At 44.0% G+C, this 24,120-nt stretch carries 17 protein-coding genes and 2 other RNA genes; 17 read left to right on the top strand and 2 right to left on the bottom strand.

Going from position 1 to position 24,120, the window contains the following annotated elements:
• Nucleotide 1: 1 nt before the first annotated feature.
• From RB297_RS21065 to RB297_RS21000, 15 genes are all read left to right on the top strand, one after another.
• On the top strand, nucleotides 2-1,792 hold the full coding sequence (locus RB297_RS21065) for an acyl-CoA dehydrogenase family protein (protein ID WP_375121354.1): 1,791 nt from the start codon (nucleotides 2-4) through the stop codon (nucleotides 1,790-1,792).
• 103 nt (nucleotides 1,793-1,895) lie between these two features.
• Nucleotides 1,896-3,572 carry a long-chain-fatty-acid--CoA ligase gene (locus tag RB297_RS21060; RefSeq protein ID WP_375121353.1) on the top strand — a complete coding sequence of 559 codons (1,677 nt, stop codon included), beginning with the start codon at nucleotides 1,896-1,898 and terminating at the stop codon, nucleotides 3,570-3,572.
• Between the two features lie 99 nt (nucleotides 3,573-3,671).
• Nucleotides 3,672-4,121, top strand: a complete 450-nt coding sequence (locus tag RB297_RS21055) for a PaaI family thioesterase (RefSeq protein ID WP_375121352.1) — start codon at nucleotides 3,672-3,674, stop codon at nucleotides 4,119-4,121.
• A gap of 301 nt (nucleotides 4,122-4,422) precedes the next feature.
• On the top strand, nucleotides 4,423-4,653 hold the full coding sequence (gene secG, locus RB297_RS21050) for a preprotein translocase subunit SecG (RefSeq protein WP_009593367.1): 231 nt from the start codon (nucleotides 4,423-4,425) through the stop codon (nucleotides 4,651-4,653).
• Nucleotides 4,654-4,845: 192 nt separating this feature from the next.
• The gene (gene rnr / locus RB297_RS21045) at nucleotides 4,846-7,464 is read left to right on the top strand and encodes a ribonuclease R (RefSeq protein ID WP_375121351.1); all 2,619 of its coding nucleotides are present in this window, start codon (nucleotides 4,846-4,848) and stop codon (nucleotides 7,462-7,464) included.
• Nucleotides 7,465-7,616: 152 nt separating this feature from the next.
• Complete coding sequence (smpB, locus tag RB297_RS21040; RefSeq protein ID WP_036664873.1) at nucleotides 7,617-8,096, top strand: SsrA-binding protein SmpB; 480 nt, start codon at nucleotides 7,617-7,619, stop codon at nucleotides 8,094-8,096.
• A 309-nt stretch (nucleotides 8,097-8,405) separates the two neighbouring features.
• Nucleotides 8,406-8,770, top strand: a transfer-messenger RNA (tmRNA) gene (ssrA, locus tag RB297_RS21035).
• Between the two features lie 379 nt (nucleotides 8,771-9,149).
• Entirely contained in the window at nucleotides 9,150-9,896 is a 747-nt protein-coding gene (locus RB297_RS21030; RefSeq protein WP_375121350.1) for a DUF5986 family protein, read from the top strand.
• Nucleotides 9,897-9,923: 27 nt separating this feature from the next.
• Nucleotides 9,924-11,108, top strand: a complete 1,185-nt coding sequence (locus RB297_RS21025) for a helix-turn-helix domain-containing protein (RefSeq protein WP_375121349.1) — start codon at nucleotides 9,924-9,926, stop codon at nucleotides 11,106-11,108.
• Nucleotides 11,109-11,423: 315 nt separating this feature from the next.
• Entirely contained in the window at nucleotides 11,424-12,362 is a 939-nt protein-coding gene (locus RB297_RS21020) for a ParA family protein (protein ID WP_375121348.1), read from the top strand.
• A 22-nt stretch (nucleotides 12,363-12,384) separates the two neighbouring features.
• Nucleotides 12,385-12,852: a hypothetical protein gene (locus RB297_RS21015; RefSeq protein WP_375121347.1), complete on the top strand. Its 468-nt coding sequence runs from the start codon at nucleotides 12,385-12,387 to the stop codon at nucleotides 12,850-12,852.
• A gap of 113 nt (nucleotides 12,853-12,965) precedes the next feature.
• Nucleotides 12,966-13,288: a transfer-messenger RNA gene (gene ssrA / locus RB297_RS31060) on the top strand.
• Between the two features lie 656 nt (nucleotides 13,289-13,944).
• Complete coding sequence (locus RB297_RS21010; RefSeq protein ID WP_375121346.1) at nucleotides 13,945-15,825, top strand: hypothetical protein; 1,881 nt, start codon at nucleotides 13,945-13,947, stop codon at nucleotides 15,823-15,825.
• 448 nt (nucleotides 15,826-16,273) lie between these two features.
• Nucleotides 16,274-16,549, top strand: coding sequence for a DUF6809 family protein (locus tag RB297_RS21005; protein WP_375121345.1), 276 nt, complete (start codon nucleotides 16,274-16,276; stop codon nucleotides 16,547-16,549).
• 224 nt (nucleotides 16,550-16,773) lie between these two features.
• Nucleotides 16,774-19,551 carry an AAA domain-containing protein gene (locus RB297_RS21000; RefSeq protein WP_375121344.1) on the top strand — a complete coding sequence of 926 codons (2,778 nt, stop codon included), beginning with the start codon at nucleotides 16,774-16,776 and terminating at the stop codon, nucleotides 19,549-19,551.
• Between the two features lie 62 nt (nucleotides 19,552-19,613).
• Here the strand turns inward: RB297_RS21000 and RB297_RS20995 are convergent, their stop codons facing one another.
• Together RB297_RS20995 and RB297_RS20990 are read right to left on the bottom strand one after the other, a co-directional pair.
• Entirely contained in the window at nucleotides 19,614-19,874 is a 261-nt protein-coding gene (locus tag RB297_RS20995; RefSeq protein ID WP_213579953.1) for a hypothetical protein, read from the bottom strand.
• Between the two features lie 1,015 nt (nucleotides 19,875-20,889).
• Nucleotides 20,890-21,897, bottom strand: coding sequence for a hypothetical protein (locus tag RB297_RS20990; RefSeq protein ID WP_192570044.1), 1,008 nt, complete (start codon nucleotides 21,895-21,897; stop codon nucleotides 20,890-20,892).
• 147 nt (nucleotides 21,898-22,044) lie between these two features.
• Here RB297_RS20990 and RB297_RS20985 point away from each other — a divergent pair, with 147 nt between their 5' ends.
• Both RB297_RS20985 and RB297_RS20980 read left to right on the top strand, forming a co-directional pair.
• Nucleotides 22,045-22,560 (top strand): hypothetical protein, encoded by a 516-nt coding sequence (locus tag RB297_RS20985; protein WP_192570043.1) that lies wholly within the window; start codon nucleotides 22,045-22,047, stop codon nucleotides 22,558-22,560.
• Nucleotides 22,561-23,201: 641 nt separating this feature from the next.
• Nucleotides 23,202-24,107, top strand: a complete 906-nt coding sequence (locus RB297_RS20980) for an ABC transporter ATP-binding protein (protein WP_375121343.1) — start codon at nucleotides 23,202-23,204, stop codon at nucleotides 24,105-24,107.
• Nucleotides 24,108-24,120: the final 13 nt, after the last annotated feature.

The following is a 24,120-nucleotide window of genomic DNA, read 5'->3' as shown; positions in this document are numbered from 1 at the left end:
CATGAGCGATAACCAAACCAAAGAACCGAAAATCAAAGGCGGCAGCTTTGTCATCGACAATCCGGACGTGCAGCGGATCCTGACACCGGAGGATTTTACGGAAGAGCATCGCATGATCGGCGAGACGGTGCGCGATTTTATCGACGGCGAAGTGGTGCCGCACGATGAAGAGCTGGAGAAGCTGAATTACGAGATGACGGTAGACCTGCTTCGCAAAGCAGGCGAGCTGGGCCTGCTCGGAGCCGATGTGCCGGAGCCGTTCGGCGGAATCGGATTGGATAAAGTCAGCTCCACGATTATTAACGAAAACTTGGCGAAGGGATCGTCTTTTGCGCTTTCCTTCGGGGCTCATGTGGGTATCGGTACGCTGCCGATCGTGTTCTTCGGCACGACCGAGCAGAAGCAGAAGTACCTGCCGGATCTCTCGACCGGCGCGAAAATCGCGGCTTATTGCTTGACGGAGCCGACCTCCGGCTCGGATGCGCTGGGCGCCAAAACGACGGCACGCCTCTCCGACGACGGGGAGTATTATATTTTGAACGGATCGAAGCTATATATAACTAACGCTGGATTTGCGGATATCTTTATCGTCTACGCCAAGATTGACGGGGAGCATTTTACCGCGTTCATTGTCGAGAAGGAGATGGAGGGCTTCACGCTCGGACCGGAGGAGAAGAAAATGGGCATCAAGGGCTCGTCGACGCGTCCGCTCTTCTTCGAAGACGTGAAGGTACCGAAGGAGAACCTGCTTGGCGAGATCGGCAAGGGCCACCGGATCGCCTTCAACATCCTGAACATCGGCAGGTACAAATTGGCAGCGGGCACCGTCGGTGCAGCGAAGGAATCGATCGAGCTGAGCGCGAAATATGCTAACACCCGCAAACAGTTCGATACGCCGATCTCGCAGTTTCCGCTCATGCGCAAAAAGCTCGCCGAGATGAACATCACCGCTTTCGTGATGGAGAGCATGGTGTACCGTACGGCAGGATTGCTGGACGAAGCGATGCAGGACATCGATTACAACAGCGAAGATGCAGGCATCCACTCGGCGGCCGCGATCTCCGACTATGCCATCGAATGCTCGATCAACAAGGTGTTCTGTTCCGAAGGACTGGATAACGTGGCAGACGAGGCGGTGCAGATTCACGGGGGCTATGGGTACATCCAAGAGTATAAAGTGGAACGCATCTATCGGGACTCCCGCATCAACCGCATCTTCGAAGGCACGAACGAGATCAACCGGCTCCTCATTCCGGGCACGCTCGTGAAGAAGGCGATGAAAGGCGAAATCGCGCTCCTGCAAAAAGCGCAAGGCCTGCAAGGGGAGCTGCTCCAGCTGGTACCGGGCCAAACCTTTGAAGGAACGCTGGAACAGGAGGCGCATTTCCTGGACATGAGCAAGAAGATTTTCCTCCTCGCCGGCGGTCTGGCCGTTCAGAAGTTCGGCACGAAGCTGGAGAAGGAGCAGGAGGCCTTGTCCAACCTGGCGGATATGATGATTGATATTTATGCCCTCGAAAGCGCATTGCTGCGCACCCGCAAGCAAATCGAACGCACCTCGGAGGAGAAAGCAGCGAGCATGATCGAGATGACGCAGGTGTTTGCTTACGAGGCGTTCCAGCGCATTGAAGCGCTCGCGAAAGAGACGCTGGCTTCGGTGGAAACCGGCGACATGCTGCGGATGCAGCTGTCGGTGCTTAAGAAGCTGACGCGCTGCACGCCGGTCGATACGGTGGCCCTTAAGCGCAGCATCGCAGCCCGCGTGGTCAAGAACGAGCGGTACACGGTGTAACTAAGCGTCAACGCCAATACGATGCGTAAGTAACCGCAAAAAGAGAGAGATTTTTCTTGGAGTAGGAAAGAAGGAGCATTCCTTAGGAAAGGGTTGGTTTTGTATGGATACAAAGCCTTGGCTGCCGTTTTATCCGCCCGAAGTAGCCCCCGCTTTTGATTATCCGAAACAGAATTTGGCATTATTTCTCGTAACGTCGGCGCAGAAGTTTCCGAATCGTCCGGCCCTGTATTTCATGGGAAAGACGATCAATTACAGAAGTCTGCTGGATGCGTCCTACCGGATGGCGAACGCGCTCCGCAGCAAAGGGATCAAGAAGGGCGACCGGGTAGCGATCATGCTGCCCAACTGCCCGCAGGTCGTTATCTCCTATTATGGCGTGCTGCTGGCCGGAGCCGTGGCCGTCATGACCAACCCGCTCTATATGGAGCGGGAAATTGCGCATCAGATGAAGGATTCCGGTGCCAAGATCATCATTACGATGGATATGTTCGTATCCCGCGTTGAAAAAGTCATCGAGGAGACGGAACTGGAGCATATGATCGTCACGTCCGTGGCGGATTATCTGCCGTTCCCCAAGAATCTTCTCTACCCGATCAAAGCCAAGAAGGAAGGCCCTCTTCCGGTCGTCGACTATGGAAGCCGCGTCCATGCCTTCAAAAAGCTGCTTGCGGGCGCGCCGAATGATCCCGTCTGCGAATCCGTGAAAGCGGAGAAGGATTTGGCCCTGCTCCAGTATACAGGCGGCACGACCGGCGTTCCCAAAGGCGTCATGCTGACGCATATGAATCTGATCGCCAACACCGTGCAGTCCGCGAACTGGTGCTTTCAGGTGGAGGACGGGAAGGAGCGGTATTTAGCCGTTCTGCCGTGCTTTCACGTGTTCGGTCTGACCGTGCTGCTGAACCAGGCGATCTATCGTGCGGGCATGCTGATATTGGTACCGAAATTCGAAGTGACGATGATCCTGAACCTGATCAAAAAAATGAAGCCGACGCTCTTCCCGGGCGCCCCGACCATGTATATCGCATTGATTAATCATCCCAAGATCAGGGACTACGACCTCTCTTCGATCAATGCCTGCGTCAGCGGCTCTGCCGGGCTTCCGGTCGAGGTGCAGGATAAGTTCGAGGAGCTGACCAAAGGGCGGCTGATCGAAGGCTACGGACTGACCGAAGCGTCCCCGGTTACCCATGTGAATCCGATATGGGGAAGGCGGAAGATTGGCACCATCGGCGTCCCGGTTCCGGATACGGATGCCAAGGTGGTCGATCCCGACACTGGTGAAGAAATGCCGGTCGGCGAGCCTGGCGAGCTGATCGTGAAGGGTCCGCAGGTGATGATGGGGTACTGGAACCGGCCGGAGGACACGTTCGACACGTTGCGCAACGGCTGGCTGTTCACGGGCGACATGGCCACGATGGACGAAGAGGGGTATTTTACGATCATCGACCGCAAGAAAGACATGATCATTGCAAGCGGTTTCAATATTTATCCTCGGGAGATCGAGGAAGTGCTGTATGAGCATCCGTCCGTGAAGGAAGCCGTCGTGGTCGGAACGAAGGACGATTATCGCGGCGAAACCGTAAGAGCGTATATTGTGCTGAAGGATGGGGCGTCTCCGGACCCTTCGGGCCTGGAGAAATTTTGCCGCAGCCAGCTGGCAGCCTATAAAGTGCCGCGCGAGTACGTGTTCCGCGATTCGCTGCCGAAGACGATGGTAGGCAAGGTGCTGCGCCGCAAGCTGCTGGAGGAGGAAGAGGAAGGCAGAACGGGCTGAAGCGAAAGAACAGCCGTGCAGGTACGCCAACGATTCATGTTCTCCCGCTGGAATGGATACAGTATCTAACGATGTCAGAAGTAAAAAGGAGGCGGCCTGATGAATCATACCAATGTCAACCCGGACGCGAAGGCCGAGCAGCCGGAATTCGACCGGGAAGCGTACATCGAGGCCATGACCAAAGCGGCAGAGCCCACCTTCTGGGGATATCTCGGCTGCAAGCTAGCGTCAGCCAGCTCGGAGGCGGTTGTTGTCACGCTGGATGCGCAGCCTCATCATATGAATATGATGGGCATCGTGCATGGCGGCGTACTCTCCTCACTGATGGATAACGCCATGGGCATTGCCGTCATGCTGGAGCGTCCCGGCGAATCGACGGTGACAAGCAATCTGAACGTTCATTTTGTCATGCCGGCCAGAGCCGGGGTCCTTACGGTTACGGCTACCATCGTGCATCAGACGCACCGTTCGGTCACGACGGAATGCAGGATAACGAACGATAAGGGCGAGCTAGTCGCGATCAGCACAGGGTCGTTCCGAGTGAAATAATGCAGCTTTCTGCTGCCAAGAAACGGATGGTCTGTCATCTCAGCAGGGGGCAGGCCATTTATTTTTTGGCGAGCGAATCAAAGTGTGGCCGGATATGAAGCGTCAGTCCATGCCGCCAATCGACGATGTTAGGCGACTTTCAACCGGCTGGCCGAGCAGATTTTCTGTCGGGATTGTTCTCCGCACTTCTTGTCAGGCCACTAAAGCTGTGGTACAATAAGAATGCTGTTTTTCATGTAGAATCTAGAATGTCTCTTAAGATCATAAATTTAGATGTTTACATACGTAGGAGGTGGAAGTCATGGTTGTATTTTTTGAAGTATTGCTCGTTATTTTCTCCATCGGGTTGATTACTGTCGTTCTTCTCCAAAAAGGGAAAAGCGCAGGTCTTGCCGGTGCCATCTCCGGCGGTGCGGAACATCTTTTTGGTAAAACGAAGGCTCGCGGTATGGATCTCGTACTGCAGCGTACAACGGTAGGTCTTGCAGCAGGATTTATGATTTTGGCCATCGTTGTTGCCATGTTGAAATAACAATTGCGTCACCCTCGCTTTTTCAGTCTTGGAAGAGCGGGGGTTTTTTATTGCCTGAATTTCGGATTACATAGGTAAGGGCGGTGTTCGGAAGGATACCGGGGATTAAATTCGTGTATACTAGGGTATGAGTATATAAAGGTAAAGAATGGATAGAGGAACGATGAAATTGCAGGTTCCCGAGGTGATAACATGATAACTGAAGAAACATTACTGAACTTTATGCGGGAAACTGCATACAAACCGATGACGTACCAGGAGCTGGAGCAGCATTTTGCGATTGAGGATGCCCATGAATTCAGGGAGTTCCTGAAGCTGCTGAATGAACTTGAGCAATCCGGAAAAATCATTCTGACGAGCACCGAGCGCTATGGCGTGCCGGAACGGATGTCTTTGCTGCGCGGACGGCTGCAGGCCCACGCGAAGGGTTTTGCTTTTCTGATTCCCGATGACCGCGAGCATCCGGACGTGTACATTCATGCCAATGACCTGAAGAGTGCGATGAATGGAGATACCGTGCTGGTTCGGATCAGCTCCAAAAGCAGCGACGGCGGCAAAATGGAAGGTGAAGTGGTCCGCATCGTGACGCGCGCCGTTACCCAGGTGGTGGGCGTGTTCCAGAACCATGAAGCCTATGGCTTCGTGCTGCCGGACGACAAACGGATTAACCGGGATATTTTTATTCCGAAGCATGCAATCAATGGTGCCGTTGACGGCGTGAAGGTCGTTGTGAAGCTGGTGAGCTATCCGGAAGGAAGAGCTGCGGCAGAAGGCGAAATCGTGGAGATTCTGGGGCATAAGGATGATCCGGGCGTCGACATCCTGTCCATTATCCGCAAGCATCAGCTGCCGGAAGGCTTTCCGGAGGAAGTGCTGGCCGAAGCGGACGCAGCGCCCGATGCGATTACGGAAGAAGAGATCGTGCAGCAGGGCCGCCGCGATCTGCGCGGTCTGAACATCGTGACGATTGACGGCGAAGATGCCAAGGACCTGGATGATGCGGTGAACGTGGAGCGTCTGCCAAACGGGAATTACCGTCTGGGCGTTCATATTGCCGACGTCAGCTATTACGTGCGCGATCGGTCCGAGCTGGATAAGGAAGCGTATAATCGCGGCTGCAGCGTGTATTTGGTGGATCGGGTCATTCCGATGCTTCCTCATCGCTTGTCCAACGGGATATGCAGCTTGAATCCGCAGGTGGATCGTCTGACGATGTCCTGCGAGATGGAATTCAATGAGCAGATGAAGGTCGTGAAGCACGACATCTTCACCAGTGTAATCCGCACGAAAGAACGGATGACGTACAACAATGTGCGCAAAATTCTGGTGGATGAGGATCCGGAGCTGATTGAGCGCTACGGCGATCTCGTGGAGGATTTCCGCTTGATGCGCGAGCTGGCCCTGAAGCTGCGGAACCGCCGGATGCGCCGGGGCGCGGTGGATTTTGACTTCGTGGAGTCGAAGGTCATCGTGGACGAAAACGGCAAACCGGTGGATATCGTCAAAAGAGAACGCTCCATCGCGGAGCAGATCATCGAGGAGTTCATGCTCGCGGCCAACGAAACGGTGGCGGAGCATTTCCACTGGATGAAGGTTCCCTTCATTTATCGGATCCACGAGGATCCGGATCAGGAGAAGCTGCAGAACTTCATGGCCTTCGCGGCCAATTTCGGCTATCACGTCAAAGGGCGTGGCAACGCGATCCATCCGCGGGCGCTGCAGAGCCTGCTGGACGACATTCAGGGCACGAAGGAGCAGACCGTCCTCAGCACGATGATGCTCCGTTCGATGAAGCAGGCGAAATACGATGCGGAGAGCACGGGTCACTTCGGCCTTGCCGCGGAATACTATTCTCACTTCACGTCCCCGATTCGGCGGTATCCCGATCTGGTCATTCACCGGGTCATCCGGGAAGTGCTGGAGAACGGCGGGTCGCTGAATGAGAGCCGTCATGAGCAGCTGGCCGGCCGGATGGCCGACATTGCGCAGCAATCCTCGGAACGCGAGCGCGTAGCCGTGGATGCGGAACGCGATACGGAAGCGCTCAAGAAGGCCGAGTTCATGCTGGATAAGGTCGGCGAAGAATTCGAAGGCATTATCAGCAGCGTCACCAGCTTCGGCATGTTCATCGAGCTGGAGAACACCGTTGAAGGCTTGATCCGTCTCAGCGCGATGACCGACGATTATTACCATTTCGATGAAGGCCATATGGCTCTCATCGGGGAGCGTACGTCGAAGGTATACCGCATCGGCGACGATGTGAAGGTTCGCGTGGCGAACGTGAACATGGATGAGCACACCATCGATTTTGAGATGGTGGACATGAAGCCGCGCCGCCAAGGGCGCGGCGAAGGCGACCGCGGCGGCAATGGCGGCCGCGGGTTCGGTGCCCGCGACGGCGGAGGCCGCGGGGGCAAGGGCCGCGGCGGTAAACGCGGCGCGGCTGAAGGCGGCGCGCCAGGCGGGCGCCGCAATGACAGCGCCGGCGGCCAGGGCGGCCGCGGCAAGCGCGGCGGCGAGGCCGCAGCCGGGGCTGGCGAGCAGCAGCCGGCGAGCTTCGCCTTTGGCTCCGGCAAAGGCGGCTACAGCTCCGCCAGCGGCGGCGCTCTTGGCTTTGACCGCAACGCGCGCTCCGGCGGCGCTGGCGGGAAGGGCCGACGGAAGAAGACGTCGGGCAGCGGCATTTTCATCGGCGAAGGTCCAACGCCGGGCGGCGGTAACGCTGGAGGCAACTCCGGCGGGGGTGGCCGCAAACGGAAGAGCAAGGGCGGAAACGGCACGGCCGCTTTTGTCCGCAAGAAGAAAAAGTAAGAATCCTCTCTTGATCCATCGAGGGAGTCGCTTGCCCCGCCTTGCTTTTGGAGGCTGACGTTTGATACAATGGACTTCTGGTGAGATTGCATGTTGGCGGTCTGCCGGAAGTCCTTTTTCCATTATCATTGTTGATGACAAGGGGTGAGACCATGGGTAAGAAAAGTGACGGGAAGGTTCTGGCCCAGAACAAAAAAGCTTCCCATGATTATTTCATCGAGGATACGTATGAAGCCGGGATGGTGCTGACCGGAACGGAGATCAAATCCATACGGAACGGCCGTGCCAACATCGGAGATGCATTCGCAACCATCAGGAATGGCGAAATTCATATCCATAATATGCATATCAGCCCGTTCGAGCAAGGGAACCGCAACAATCCGACGGACCCTACGCGTACACGGAAGCTGCTGCTGCACAAGGAGCAGATCCGCAAGCTGCTGGGCCTGTCCAAGCAGGAAGGCTACGCGATCGTACCGCTGAAGATCTACATCCGTAACGGCTATGCGAAGTTGTTGCTGGGCCTCGGTAAAGGTAAGCGTCAGTACGATAAGCGCGCCGATGCCGCCAAGAAGGACGCACAACGCGATATCCAGCGTGCACTGCGCGAGAAGCAGAAGATTGCAAGGTAATTACGGTTATCCGTGACATGTCGATTAAGAAATCGGCATCATGTGTAATGAACGTTTTGGGATGGCAGCTTTTAGCTGTGTTACCTGCATTGTATATATCATTTTGATGTCGAATGTGATATACTAAGTGATGTAAGAGAGATCAATAAGATCTTTGACAATCAGCATACAGCCTGCGTATTCCTTTCTTGGAGGGAAAGAATGCGCAATAGATCGACTGCTATGACTGAATACATTCTTTGATTTAATCCGATAGCCCTTTTTGGCAGGAACGCCAAGGTGCGAAGCACCGGCATTTCTCCAACTTAAGGGGGCGTTTTTGGATTCGACGGGGATAGTTCGGGCATGAGTAGCGGGTAGTGGGGACGCGTCCACTTCATCAACGCTAAAGCCAATTAAACGGCAAACAACAAAACAACTACGCTTTCGCAGCTTAATAACCTGTGAGCGTGCTCTCGCTCTGTATCGCCCATGTACCGGGATGAGGGCTCAACTTTAGTGGGATACGCTGTCTAGTCTCCGCCTGGGGCTAGCTGAAGAAGACAATCAGGCTGACCTGAAGGGAATCCGGTGACAGGGAGTCTCTAGGGTGACATCAAATCTGTCACTACACCCGTAGAAGCTTGTGTTGTCGTTATCTTCGGACAGGGGTTCGACTCCCCTCGCCTCCATACATATAACCCGCTCATTGAGCGGGTTTTTCACATTTCTTAGACTGGATTTGTAGACTAATTGTAGACAAAAGACATTTTGAAAAAGAAATCTACAGATTGTTTATACTAGTTGTCTTCAAAAATTAATAAGGTAAGACATATCACATGTTGAAGCATAAAATAGTTTATTGTTTTAAGGAATTAATACAATTACAATATATCTTTTGGTTCAAGCATTGTTGTTCTTGGAGCGTCTTTTCTATTTGATTATAGATGAAGCTAATCACGAAGGTATGAGAAGTTAGGTTATTAAAAAAAGAGGTTACAGGTTTACTTTTTATTGATATATGTAGTATGATATTAAAAAAAACGGAAATAATGATTTGGGGGTGTAATAAAAATGTTGAGTAAATTAGGGTTGGGTGATACACTAGCGGAACTTTTGGTCAAATCTTTTACTCAAGAAACGGAGAGTGTCTTAAACGATATTAAGAAGGAACATGGAATGGGCACTGATAACTTTAGACATGGCGGTTCTTGGGACAAACGGTTTGGCCGTATTAAAGATATAGCTCTTCAGAATGAATTGGTTGTACTTACAAGGAGCAGAGGAATATGGAACTTTATCTGTATTCTGGATTTAGACACTGGAAGTTTATACGTGTTTTCAAAGGATAAGAACTTAGATGTTGTAATTAAAAATTTTGGGAAAAAGAACATACACTATTTTCATGCGTTTGTATCACTGAACCGGGGTCCTTTGGAATTTGCCAGCCAACAAATGGTACTATTCGATTCCCTGACTGAAGAGTATGAGAATAAAAGATTGTTAGAAGTCCAGAAGATCTTGGGAGAAGAATATCCTCTAGTCAAGCAGGTTATCTTCGTAGTTGGCCAAGAAATTGATAAAAAAATGGTTAGTGTGGAGGCTCGTCTATTTAATCGATATTTTGAATTAATCGATAAGGTAGATTGGACGACATATGTTTCTAAAGATGATTATAGTGATGTGACTGTTTTGAATGAGGAAGTTGTGGAGAGTACGGATATTATACCTAAAATTAAACCTGCACTTAAGAAGCGAAAAGAAGAGATCGCTAAGAAAAAGCTTCATAATGAAAGGGAAAAAGAGGAGGGAACAAGGTAATATCCCTCAATATAGGGAGGAATTGTGATGTTGCAACGACAATTTAATGGGACAAGATTAAGAGAGGGAAGAATATACCGTGGACTTACTATTACTGATCTAGCAACCGAACTTGGTGTTAGTAAACAGATGATTTCTAAGTACGAAAATAACAAGGCTGTTCCCAATCTAGATTCATTATTACAGATAACAAATATATTGAAGTTTCCAAGAGATTACTTTTATGAAACTCCTGTTGAAGTTAAAACGGGAAGCACATATTTTCGTTCTTTGCTGACTACAGGAAAGAAGGAAAGAGAGATGCAGTATGATCGAGTTAAGTACTTAACCATAATTCGAGCTTTACTTGAGGAGTATGTAGATTTTCCTGAACTTGATGTCCCAGACTTCTCTGATCGGGATATTGAAAGTATTGAAGACATTACTCTTCAAGTCAGAACAGCTTGGTCGCTCGGTGATACACCCATTAAGGATATCATTTACTTGCTTGAAACCAAAGGTTTCGTGATTTCTTCATTGAAGCTGGAGAATAAGATGATTGATGCTTTTAGTTCTCAACATGAGATAAATGGGAAGTCTTATTACTCCATAGTTTTAGGCAATGACAAGCGTTCTTTCTACAGACGTCAGTTTGACGTTGCTCATGAATTAGGTCATAAAGTTTTGCACGATCCGTTTTTAAACATAGAAGACTTAAGTAAAGAGGAGTTTAAGCAAATCGAACAAGAGGCGAATGATTTTGCTGCTGCATTTTTACTACCCAGAGAAAGTTTTTTGAGAGATGTCTCCATTCATCCAAATGACTTGAACTATTATAAGTTGCTTAAGAAGAAGTGGGGTGTATCAATTGGAGCAATGGTGATGCGAGCCTACAAGTTAGGAGTCATTAATGATGGAACATATCAGTATATGCAGCGTTCTATAAGTCACAAAGGCTGGAGAACAAAAGAGCCATTAGATGATTTGAAAGATCTGAGAGATCCTGTTTCAATGAAGCAAGCCGTTGAGCTTTTAATAGAAAATGATTACATCAGTGGCGAAGGCATTATGCAAAAATTATCCCATCATTATGGATTAAGTTTATTGCGGGAAGAAGTTGAAGAATTATTAGGCCTTGAGGAAGGCTATCTGAAGACAGAAATTGCTTATACGGGTAACATCGTTAGCATTAAGGACAAGATAGAATCAAGATCTAGAGACATCACCAGTTAAATACTGAATCACAAAGGTGCCCTAATAATAATGGTACCTTTTTTATACTGAAGGTTCATCAATGACCGAGCAATAAAGATCGATTAATGAATTAATGATTAGAGGTTAACAATTAGGGGCTACTATTAAGTTTGACTGTAGTGGCTTGTGTTTTTTAGAATGTCCACTTAAGTCTCAAGTGCATTGTAATGACATACTTAGTTCTTAAGGCAGGGTGGCTAAAGTTTCAAAAATATGAAGGTGTTTGAACTTGGTTGTCGAATATATAGTTCTTAGGGAATGAATCAAAGTTACTAAGAGGAGTGTTTTCCTAAGATGACAACAGTTATATCGGTTATCAATTATAAGGGTGGGGTAGGTAAAACGACCATTACTTCTAACCTAGCTGCAGAACTTGCTTTTAAAGGGTTAAAAGTATTGTTAATAGATCTAGACCCACAAACAAACTTGACATTTTCATTTTTGAAGGTAGATGAATGGGAGCAGTCCTATCAAGACAAAACAATAAAGAAGTGGTTTGATGCTTTTATTGATAATGATCAAGACTTAAATCTTCAAGACTTAATTATTAGTCCATCCCGAGTTAATAATAGACTAAGACAAATGAAGGCTAATGGCAGTATAGATTTAATTTCTTCACATTTAGGGTTAATTAATGTTGACTTAGAACTCAGTGCCAAGTTATGGGGGGCGAGTGAACGAACGAATAGAAAGAATTTCCTCAAAGTTCATTCTCGGTTAAAAGAAGGATTAAAGCAACTAGAGACGCTTGAGTATGATTGCGTAATAATAGATTGTCCTCCAAATTTCAATGTTGTCACGAAGACAGCAATTGTAACAAGTGATTACTTGCTGGTTCCCGCTAAACCTGATTATTTATCTACTATTGGTATTGAACAATTAAGCAAGAATGTTAACGAACTTGTTGATGAGTACAATACGAAGAGGCAGTATGATGAAGTTAAGAATGAGTTCTCCTCTATTGCCCCTAAGTTTGAAGGTGTAATATTTACCATGGTGGGAATCCGTTATGGTGTTCCATATCGTGCACAACAACAATTTATTTCACAGGTAGAGCGTCTAAATATACCTTTATTGGAAACAATTATTAGGGAGAATAAAACTATTTATGCTGATGCACCACAATCGGGAGTGCCAGTAGTTCTTGAAGATGTAAACGCCGAAACCTATCAAAATGTCCGTAATGAACTAGAACAATTAGCAGCAGAAGTAAAAGGTAGGGTCGGTATTTAAATGGAAAAGGGTGATTTTCCCAATGAGCAGTAAAAAGGAGTTAGTTGGGTTTTTAAAGGCAATTACTAACGTTCTTTCTGAAATGAGTGAAGTTGAATATGAAGAATTATTGCATGGTAGAGGCAAATTAATCTACATAGGAAATGATCATGCAAAGCAACAAAAAAACAGCCAAGATATTAATACTAAACATTCGGCCACAGATGAGTTGGTTGTAGCGCTGAATCAAATGAATTCTAGAGATGAAGCTATGAAGTACCTCTCACAGACTAACATATTGAAAAATGACTTAATTCGATTGGCAGTAGCTTTGGATATTTATATTAATAAAAGTGATAGTAAAGAAAAAATTACGGAGAAGATTGTTGAGTCAACTATTGGACTGAAGGTTCGATCTAAGGCAATAAGAGAGACCAGACTGAAACATGTAATAGAAGTACCCGACTCTACAGATGCTAAGGGTGATCTGAAGAACTATAACAAGGGATGAGGATGATAAGTCGAAAAAAATTGTCATTACTCATAATAAATTGACGGTTACCTTTATGCCGACACTGTGTCTTCATAGTGCTAATCAGACTGTAGCACCACTACCCCTTGAAGGGGGAGAAAGAAAGTAGCGACCAGGTAGCAGAGAGTCGTCCACTTTCATTAACGTTGAAGGCTACTTAAACGGCAAACAACAATCTATCTACACTTTTGCAGCTTAATAACCTGTGAGAGTGCTCTCGCTCTGTATCGCCCATTTACCGGGATGAAGGCTCAACTTTAGTGAATACGCTGTCTAGTCTCCGCCTAGGGCTGGCTGAAGAAGACAATCAGGCTGACCTGACGGGAATCCCGGTAGCGGGGAATCTCTAGGGTGACATCAAATCTGTCACTACACCCGTAGAAGCTTGGGTATCTTCGGACAACAGTTCGACTCCCCTCATTGCCATATGTAGCATCAGAAAAAGAAAGACACTTTGATGGTGTCTTTCTTTTTCGAATGTTTATGTTTGGTATTTTTACGCATGGATTTTTGGGATTTACTGAGTAAACACAAAGAATTATAGCCTTGGCTTGCGATATCTAGTAAGTTGTCATAAGAGAGGTTGAATGAATAGTGCTAATTATATTTTTGGAGAACGTTAAAATAATTACTCTAATTACTATAGCCTGCTTTATGCTTAATATTGTATCCAAATCAACATATACTAATTTTTCAAAGGTTTTCATAGGTGCGCACATTCCGAAAGCTATTATAAAAATAATATGTCCGATTATTTTTTTAGCTTCGATTACAGCATTTCAACAAAAGTTGTTGATAATCAAATTAGGGAACCCTGAAAATTATTTAACTCTTGTAATTGCAATATTGACGTTATACGGAATATTATTCGCATTTATACAATTTACTATTAGCCATGCTCAACATAGTGCTAATGATAGGTATTGGGGGAGGAGTATAATTCAGGGACCCTTAATTAGACGTCTTAAGTTTAGCATTTTTAATTCATTTTACTTTAGAATTGTATTGATCTATTCAATTGTTTATCCAGTTCTAAATGAAACGATAATAATTAAATGGGAATATGCAGGAATGTTCAGTGATTTTTATTTAGCATTATGGAATGTATGTGTAGTTATGATCTTAATTTTATACGTCTATTTGTTCATAAAGAGCTTATATGGTATAACAATATTGCAAAATATTCAAGAAAATCGTAGATCAGGACTGCATTTGGACATTGAAAAAGTTGTTGCTGAGGAATATCAAAAAGCCTTTGCTTACTCATATAAAAAGCATAACAATTACTTTTTAAAAAAACTTTTAAAAGAGTTACACCATCTAGGTAGAGATGAAAACAGAGAGATGATAATGCATGTATTAGATTCAGTTGCAAATATTGTAGGAACAAAACTTAAATGGAGACCACTATTAAAAGTACTTGATCAACATTCAAATAAATATAACCGTATGCCAGTCTATTTGTACAGAACGTTTACAGAGTTATTTCAAAAAATAGAGGAGGATAATATTGAATTAAGCTTGGATGATTTGCTGAAAATTTATACTCAGACCCACAATATTATTTATATAATACTCATAGACTCCAATGATAAGAAGAATAGATTAATATTGACTGAAATAATCAATCTGTATTCGACTCACAACAATTGGCTTTATACTCCTAATAATAAGGAATGTACGTATTTTCAATTACCCTTAGCCATAAAGAATCGAATATCTTCTTATGAAGATATTGAGAATATCCATAAAAATATAAAAAACACAAAAGGTTATAATTACATTTTGGAAATAAATAAGTACAGTTTGTCGAAGCTTGCAGATAAAGAAAAAAGCTTTGTTGAGAGCTATACGAATTACATATACACACTATTAGAGTACTATAAAGATTACCTGGATGAGCTACACAAAGATAACTATTCTGAGTTTTGGAGAGTATTCGATTCGCATACGAGAAGAGAGATCACGGATCAGGAAGAAGATTATATTGAATATATAAGTAGTACTATTTATAACTATATACTTAGGCTTGAATGTGATGAAAATAACAAAAAATTCATTCTCGTTTTACTAAGGAAATTAAGCTATAAATATAGGGTGGCATTTATTTTTCATCATATGTTATACCCGGGACCTTTTTGGAAGTGGAAGAATGAAGTTCTCTATTTCCGTCAGATTATTGAACGCAGTTGGGACGATGATCGTATTACGGATTACCATGTCGTAGAATTTGTGTGTAATAAGATTAAAGATAGCGATATTGGTTATAGAATTGAACCTGAACTGATTAACTGGATTGCTCAAAATGTCAGAATAGACAAGCTGACTGAGCAAATCTTAAATAGGTGCTTAACCGACAATTATATTCCATATGCAAAGTTTCTCAAAATTATGTTTATTTTTTCGGAAGGGAATTATTACCTGTTTGACTTTTATCGTTCTGATCTTAATCATGTGGAATATCGACACGGTTGGGATTGGAAGATTGATGTTATACACGAACTGCTTCAAACACCTCAACTTCTAGAAGAAAGTTTTTTTTCTCAACATGTGTTTGCTTTTTGTAAGCAAGTTTCTTATTCACTAGATCATTTTATAACAGAGAATGATTTTAGAGTATTTCTTATACACCCTACTTTTAAATTGTCAGAAGGTCAGTTCGATGATCTAATAAATAATGGAGCAAGAAAAGGTATTATTGAGTTTTTGGTCTTGAAATTAAACAAGTCAGAATATTATTATTTACATAAGGGGAATCGAGCTAATCATTTCTTGGCAAGAGTAGAAGAGATTATAGATCAAGAGAACAAATCAATTGAGGATTATGTTAGGAACCTGGTTGCTCGGGCGAGAAGCATTGGTGCTAATATTTCAGCTATATCTGTGACAAGACAAGATTCACTTATAAAATGCTTACACAAGTTATTTGATTCTCAAGTTAATAGTGTATAAAATTCCAGTTATGGTACTTTCTGATCTAATACAGAGTGTTTTGACCTAACTGATATTCCGTATACTGGTATTTTTCCTCGCAAGTCTAGTAATCAGACTATTAAAAACAATTAGTTTAATGTGGTATTCCTAAGTAGCATCAAAACTGTGACTAGACCCTTAAAAAACTCTTCGGACAGAGTTCTATTTCACTGCTTCCATATAAATATATATCAGTTTAAAGACATCATATTAGGTGTCTTTTTTCTTATCCTTAACAACTCCGATCTGCCATATATCAAATAATATAAGACGTTGTCAATCAACTGTCCTAGCGGGTTTATGTTCACGTAATATGTTCTCTATTAGACATTCTAAATATACGCATAAGCGTACCACATAGTATATAAACCTATGTTACGCTAACCGTAACATTCAAAAGTTTTAAGCACAAAGGAAGGAGAATCCCATGCCAAGCTTACTGGAATCCCTATATTACGGACAGTTGAATCCTGTAGAGAAGACTGTTTCTAACGACCCTCAGTATCGCCAATTGAGCCGGCAAATATCCGAGTCCATGGATGCCTGGAAGAAGAGGCTTTCAGAAGATGAGTTTCGAGAGCTCGAGGACCTATTAGATTTATGTCGGCAAGTTCAAGGGCTGGAAATGGCGGCTTCTTTTACTGATGGATTCAGGCTGGGAGCGATGATGATCATCGAGGTGTACTCTGAAGAGCATATTTAGTTAGAACAATCATAGAACAGCCGTAAAGACACGAATCGTGTCTTTTTTATACCATAAAACATTGACTATCAGCCCTTACCTCCCATGCCCTTACAAAGGAATTTCACACTAATCGCCTTAGATAAGGTATCTTCGCTCTAATAATCCTTCACACGGCAGGAATATATCCCTAATTCATAGAAGACTCTGTATATAACATCGATTACAGATACAGAGAGGCTGCTATGGACCAAGAGAAATTTATGATGATTGTTAAAGGTGATGACAAAACACAGGATGTATCATCATACGAAAAAGATCCTCCAATAGTAAGGGTTGTATATAAAGGTTATCCGGAGGCATATACATATAAGTCGAGTGATATACAGTTACTAACGCCGACCGTTCAGGATATAGCGGAGGATATGGCTGTTTTTCATGATGGGTATCCCTTTTATAATGTAGTGCGGGTGCTAGATTTCGGTCCAAAGATTCGGGTGTGTTTCAAAAATGGGAGTATTCGTACATACGATAGTGGGCGTATTCAAGTTAGAAGTAGTAGTACCCAAAACGCTGAAGGGCGTCAAATTCTGGACTATTGGCGCACGATTTCAAAATATGCGAAGAGTGAGGATGAACAGGAGAACAAGGAAGCTTTTTTGGCCAAGCAATTTGCAAAACTACATTATGTAGATCCGGATAGTGTTTTGAGTCATTATCTTCTGAAAAAACCTATAAAAAGTGATATCCCGGTTACAAGCAAACCGATTTTCCCGTTCAGGTACAATTTGAGTCAAAGGACCGCGCTTGAACAGGCTTTAAAAAGCACCATCAGTATTATCGAAGGTCCTCCGGGCACCGGTAAAACCCAGACGATCTTAAACATCCTTGCGAATCTGGCGATTATGCAGGGGAAAAAGGTAGCCGTTGTTTCCGGTAACAACGCAGCAGTCCTGAATGTGCAAGAAAAGATGGAACGCCAAGGGTACCACTTTTTTGTAGCTAGTTTGGGTAACCAAGAGAACAAGAAAAAGTTTTTTGCCAATTTACCAAATTGGGATGTGTCGAAATGGTCAAGTGACGTGCCAGAGGACGAATTAAACGCCAAACTACAAGATTTGGATCAACGTATTCACCGCTTGATGGAACTGGATCGGGAGAAGGCACAGCTTATGCAGAAGCTGTCGGCCTATTTGCTTGAACAGGAGCATTTTGAGCATTATTATGCTAGGCAGGATGTTCCGCCTATAGAGAAGTTGTCATTTTACCGGCAGACACCAAAGCGGATTCTTGAGTTTATGAAAGACAGTTTCCTGGCTGTAGAGATGAAAAGGAAATATAAGCTCCTATACCAATTCAAGTTGTTCTTCAGGCATGGTTTTACGGATTTCAAACGATTGAAGGAGCAGGGGCTGGATGTCATCCTGAATGTTCAGCGTGAATTTTACACGTTAAAAGTTGAGGAGCTATCAGATCGTATACAGGAGCTTGAGAAAGAATTAGAGTCCCAGGACTATCGAGCCTTAATGGATCAGCACCAGCAGTTCTCCGAAACGCTATTCCGGCACCGATTACATGAGAAATACCATAACCGTCCGGCTGTGGACTGCAATGAGAAGACATATACTCACAGCAACAAGTTTAAAACGTTTATCGAGCATTATCCGATTGTGCTTAGTACAACGCATTCTTTGCGGAATTGTGTCCCTGCAAATTACTTGTTTGATTATTGCATCATTGACGAATCCTCACAGGTTGATCTGCTGACAGGGGTGCTGGCTTTGTCCTGCTGCAAACAGGCTATTATTGTGGGCGATACCAAGCAACTGCCGCATATCGTGGGGAAGGAGATTGTACAGAAGATCCAGAGCCAGGCGGCTCCTGACATGGATGAAGCTTACAGTTATATCGAGCATAATTTGTTGTCGTCTATGTTGGCTTTATACGGAAACTCCGTTCCGAAAGTGATGTTAAGAGAGCATTACCGCTGTCATCCCCAAATTATTGAATTCTGCAATAGAAAATATTACGACGGCGAATTGATTGCTTTTACCGATCCGGGGATTTCCGAGTCTCCTTTATTCGTCTACAAGACGTCACCGGGCAATCACATGAGGGAAGTGACCCATGGCAAAAAAGGAAAGTTCAATGTCAGGGAACTTGATGTCATTGAACAGGAGATTCTGTTGGGGTACCTCGAAGCGGCAGCAGGTCATGCGGATATCGGCTTTGTGACGCCTTACCGTAAGCAGGTGGAGAAAGCGACCCAGCAATTCACTACTGATATTGAGAGCGACACGATCCATAAATATCAGGGACGTGAGAAGTCAGTTATGATCATGTCTACCGTGCTCGACCGAACGAGAGCAGGAGGCATGGGGATGAAATTTGTTAATGATCCTTGCATGATTAATGTGGCTGTGTCCCGTGCGCAGGAGAGGTTTATTCTGGTGACCGATCAGTCTGCGTTTCGCAAGTATGGGAATGAAGTGGGAGATCTCATGCGATATATGGAATATAGTACGCTGGACAACAACGTCGTGGAGAGCCAGATTCATTCTATATTTGACTTGTTATACAAGGAATACTCTGATCATCTGCAGGAATTTCGAGAACGCGTACGTTTCTTTAATAAATCAAGGCATCGGAGCGAGAATATTATGCACGCCTTGCTCGACCAGATACTACAGGAGCCTATGTTCAAGGATTTTGAACTAGGGAATCAGGTTTTACTAATGAATTTGTTTACCGACCTGGAACGGTTAAATGAGGAAGAGCGCAGATTCGTCAGAAATCGTTCTTCTGTTGATTTTGTGATTTATCATAAACTGGACAGATCGCTAGCGATGGCGATCGAAGTCGATGGATTTGCCTTTCATGAGAACAATCCTGAACAACTAAAGCGAGATGAGAAAAAAGAAGAGATTTTCAAGAAATTTGGAATGGAATTAACAAGGTTCCGTACAAACGAGAGCGGGGAAGAACAGAGGATTAGGGAGCTGTTAAACTCTATGTTGTATTAGGTGGAATGACTTAAATAGAGCTAAACATCACCGATTCAACTTATTAGTTGCAGGTTTACCTTTTAATGTTCGACTCCCCTCATCCATGAGTAACCACTGTCGGGAGCAATGCAATCCTGATCCGGACGATCCTTTACGAAATGGTGGACTGCGTAGTAGGCTCCGTTATGAAAAACGCCGGTCCAGTCCCGAATGACTCCATGAAATGTGAATCCCGCAGACTCGAAGTAATCCCACATGTCCAAGATGACCGTATTATAGTCTTTTAGGCGGTTCTGGATACCAACCTTAGTAGTGTTTTCGACTCGTTCATATGTCTCCATTGTTTCTATATCCCTCCCTCTCTAGCATCCAGAAGCATGAATGTTGAAATAAATCTGGATGTAGTGCTCGTCAACGATGTCATATGCCCTGACTATCAGATGTAACGAGTAAGAGTTAAGAGTTTCGGCAATACAGCTCCTTTCCCCTGATGAAATATACTTCTCCTCAATCGTGTCGAGTTGTTCTGAATCGATACGGCTCTCCAATGCAGTAATTCGGTTTACATTGGGAAGGCATAAGATCAACCGGTCATCACTATAAACTTGTAGCATCCTCAATACGTCTTTTTTCAAATACTGTCTCCAAGCTGCTCATCTCTATTTCCTCCTAAAATTTGGACATAAAAAAGAAGGCTATAAAGCATACGTGTAGCGCGTATGCTTTATAGCCCTCCTGTTTCAATCCGATTTTTTATTAGCTGTAGCCAGCTATTCACCATCTTTACCGGATTAATGATGGCAAAGAAAATACAAAGAGAAATCTTAGTGATTTTATTTTAAAGCTGGATAAATGCGTTGTAAATAAAGAAGAACACAAGAATCTCCTAGTTATTAAAATTGAAAATATTCATAACTAGAAAAGCCCTGATCTTCCGTACCATCACGAGTAATCAGAGGTTTAACATTATTTTGGTGTTTATTCGTTTAGCATTGCCCGTTCCGGATCAAGATGGGAATAAACATGCAAAGTCATTGTTTAGCGCTTGTTCAACGTATTGTGGTACGGATGGAGCAACTGAAGGATTGCCAATCCTGAGCCGCTTGAAACAATGGCTTATTTTTTAGCCATTTCTTTTGTGATAGCACTTTCTAGTAAATTTTAAAAGAGTAAATTCTCGAAAAAATTCAGTTACGGCGCGAATTATGGCGATATTACGATAAAAATAATCAATAAATTTAGCTTCCAACTTCTATATTCTCTATATAAAAAGCCGGCAATCTGCATAAGAATAGCTGTCGAGTAAGTCTCGACAGCCTTCAAGTCTTCTCTTATTTTTTATTTTTTATCAAAAAATTATGGAGCAAGATCAAGCGGACCACCCGCGTAGTGTGGAAAAACACTTAATACTTCTTTTTTATCATAATCTCGGTAAATAATAGCTCTAACTGGATCCTTTAAGTAAGTGTTACCTTCTGAAACTGCTAAAGTTTCAATTTGATCGTACAATTCTCCCCAAACATTTTTTGTTTCAAGTTTAGAGCTTTCAGTAAGTCTGCCATTAAGGTAGCCTCTCTCGGAGTGTCTTTCATTCGTTTGTACATTATTAGAAGAAGCCTTTAATTGCCATGTTGATCCATTTTTAACCCAAACATACTTCATTTTTACAGCATAGGATATTAAAGCGTCGTGAGTATCAAAACTAGTATACCCTTGGATTGCAGGCCACCAAAATTCGTGAAATGATGCTTCAAAGAGTTTGGACTTTCCAGCCGCTCTTTGAATCAATACGTCAATAACTTTTTCTCTTGCTTTGGCGAACTCGAAAGGTTGTTTCATTAATTTTATTGAATCGTAATGTTTAACTAACGGAGCGCCACCTCCATTTTTCGGAACAGCATAATTCACCCAAATTGTATGGCTTCTACCATTTACAGTAATAGTTTTTTCACCGTAAGTAAGCATGTCAACATATGGGTATGGTCCCCATGTGGGTGGGCCAGCTGTAACATGGTTTCCATTTTCCGCACTTAAATATGTAGATTTATTTAGAATAGTGCGTTCCTCTTCTGTTATAGGTCGAACTCCTTCAGCCTCAAGTAAATTAATTAACTCTTCTTCCTTGTCGTCTAAAGCTTGTATAGGTGTAGAAGCAGTATCAGTTATTAAATTTGCAGGATTAATTGTTGATTTTTCTAACCTAACAGAGATAAGATCATCAATTAATGATTCAATCTTAAGTTGATGATCCTTATCAAATGCTGGGGCTTTTAGATCTTGGCTAGAAGCTGATGCCATGCCAGAAAAACAAGACATGGCGGTTGTTACAGCAAGCATCATGGTTAAAAGTTTCTTTTTATTCATGCGGCACCTCCACTATTTTTGATTTGAATATAACAGGTTAATAATGGAAATACAAGGATAATTTATATTTATTGATAAAATAAGGATACTTATATATAATAGGAGAATCTTATAGCAGATTTCATTACTGGAGGTGCTTCGCAAACTATGAAAAGGTATAAAAAAAAAATGATTATTACTTTCGTGTCAATTACTGTAGTTTTAGTATTATTAGCTGTATATTTCTTTAGAACATTTACTCCCGAAGGGATACTTTGGAAAAATGGAATATCGAGCAAAGAAGTTATGTTAATATCAAAAGAGGACTATCAATTTCACCATTACTTATATGAAAAGAACGGTAAAATTAAAGGGATTATTACTCTTCAGAAAAAAGGTTGGAACTTATGGTCCCTATATAATCACGCTTATCAGCAAAAAATAGAGTCTTCAGACATAGAAATCATTAAAGCTTCCTATCCAACGTACAAAGATAACCATTTAGAGCACATTCCAGTTTGGGGTGGTGTTGTTATATTAGGAGATGAAAACTCATTCAGCATTCGAATAAAAAATAAAGAACAGGTACCTAATTTAACAGCGAAAATTGATGGGAAGATGTATTTTTTCTACAGTTCACCAGATCTTAACGATGATGACGAAATTGAAGTGACTAAGCCTTGAAAATGATTTTCAACCTTCAAATTGGATTATATAAATCTTCATTTCCATGGGTGTGAATGTTGCTGCTATATAGATAAACACCATTGAATAGAAAAAGTTTGATACTTTTTTAAATTAGTCTAAACGCAGTCGATGTTAATGTGCGTACATATGTCTAAGGGGTTTTGTGAAATAGTCTGTCGCTCCGATCCCCAAAACAGGCAATTTTCGACGCTGGCGGACAATTAGGTGTTTCCGAATTTAGAGTGCCTAGTTTAATGCCCTTATCCATCTTCCCAAATGGCGTTGAACCAGAAACTGTAGCTACTAATGTCGCGCCTTCCGAACACCTGATAGCCTGTACACCCGCATTGTCCGTTGAATCATTCATGGGGTCACTTCAGAGGTTGTGGATTTTTCTGTGTTCGATTAAAAGTGTAAAATCCTTAGCTATAAGTTTGCAAAGCAGGACACCTCACTCAAAGAGTGTCAAATGCAGTTATGCTGAAGAAGGGCCTAGAGGTCCTTCTTTTTTTGCTTTCTTTTTTCTGACATTTGTCATAACCGGCTTGTGACAACCCACACTAATTGAATCTCGCGCTTTTTCAATATAATGAGGACATCAAGTAACGAAAGAAGAAATAAGCGGAGGTTAGGACAAAATGACAAAGGCGATTGAATGTATAAATCTAGTGAAGAAATTCGGCGATTACTGTGCCGTTGATCATATGAATCTATCATTTGAGAAAGGCCAAATAACAGCATTGCTCGGACCGAATGGGGCAGGCAAGACAACAACCATTTCCATGATACTCGGAATGACCAAGCCAACATCAGGAGAAGTCAGGGTCTTAGGGATGCCGTCAGGCACAAAAGAATTGCGGCAGCGCGTCGGAGCGCTTTTGCAGGATGTTAAAGCAGCAGATGGACTTACGGTGAAAGAAGTGCTTCAATTGTTCCGCAGTTATTATCGTAATCCGATGTCGCTAGAGCGATTGTTAGACATTTCGGGTCTCCACGCGGATCAGAAACGACGCGCATCCTCGCTGTCTGGAGGACAACGTCGTAGATTAGCCTTCGCCCAAAGCTTGGCGGGAAATCCAGAGCTTCTCCTGCTGGATGAACCAACCGTCGGAATGGATATCGAGGCTCGTGGCCGCTTTTGGGACACCATCCAAGCGCTGGCAAATGACGGACGTACGGTGCTTTTGACTACACATCATTTAGATGAAGCTGATGCTGTCGCAGATCACATCGCAGTCATCGCCAGTGGACAGGTTGTTGCCGAAGGGACTCCAGAAGGTTTAAAGGCTCAAACAGCGCTTAGAACCGTTTCATTTCGAGCGGCGAACGCGCCAGCCCAGCAGGAATGGCTCACATTACCTGGTGTAGAAAAGGCAGAGTGCAACGGCGAGCGAATTCGTCTGCATGCTCAAGAGACCGATGTATTGTTACTTAAACTGATGCAGTCTGAATGGGGAATTTCCGATATTGATATACAATCTGCCAGTTTAGAAGATACATTCCGAAGTCTTACAGGCTCAAATAAACAAACGATTATACGATAATAAACATTTTTAG

Source organism: Paenibacillus sp. CR_12 (assembly GCF_041953985.1).
In the GTDB taxonomy this organism is placed as follows: domain Bacteria; phylum Bacillota; class Bacilli; order Paenibacillales; family Paenibacillaceae; genus Paenibacillus_AQ; species Paenibacillus_AQ lautus_A.
This window is presented reverse-complemented; position numbering and strand designations above follow the sequence as displayed.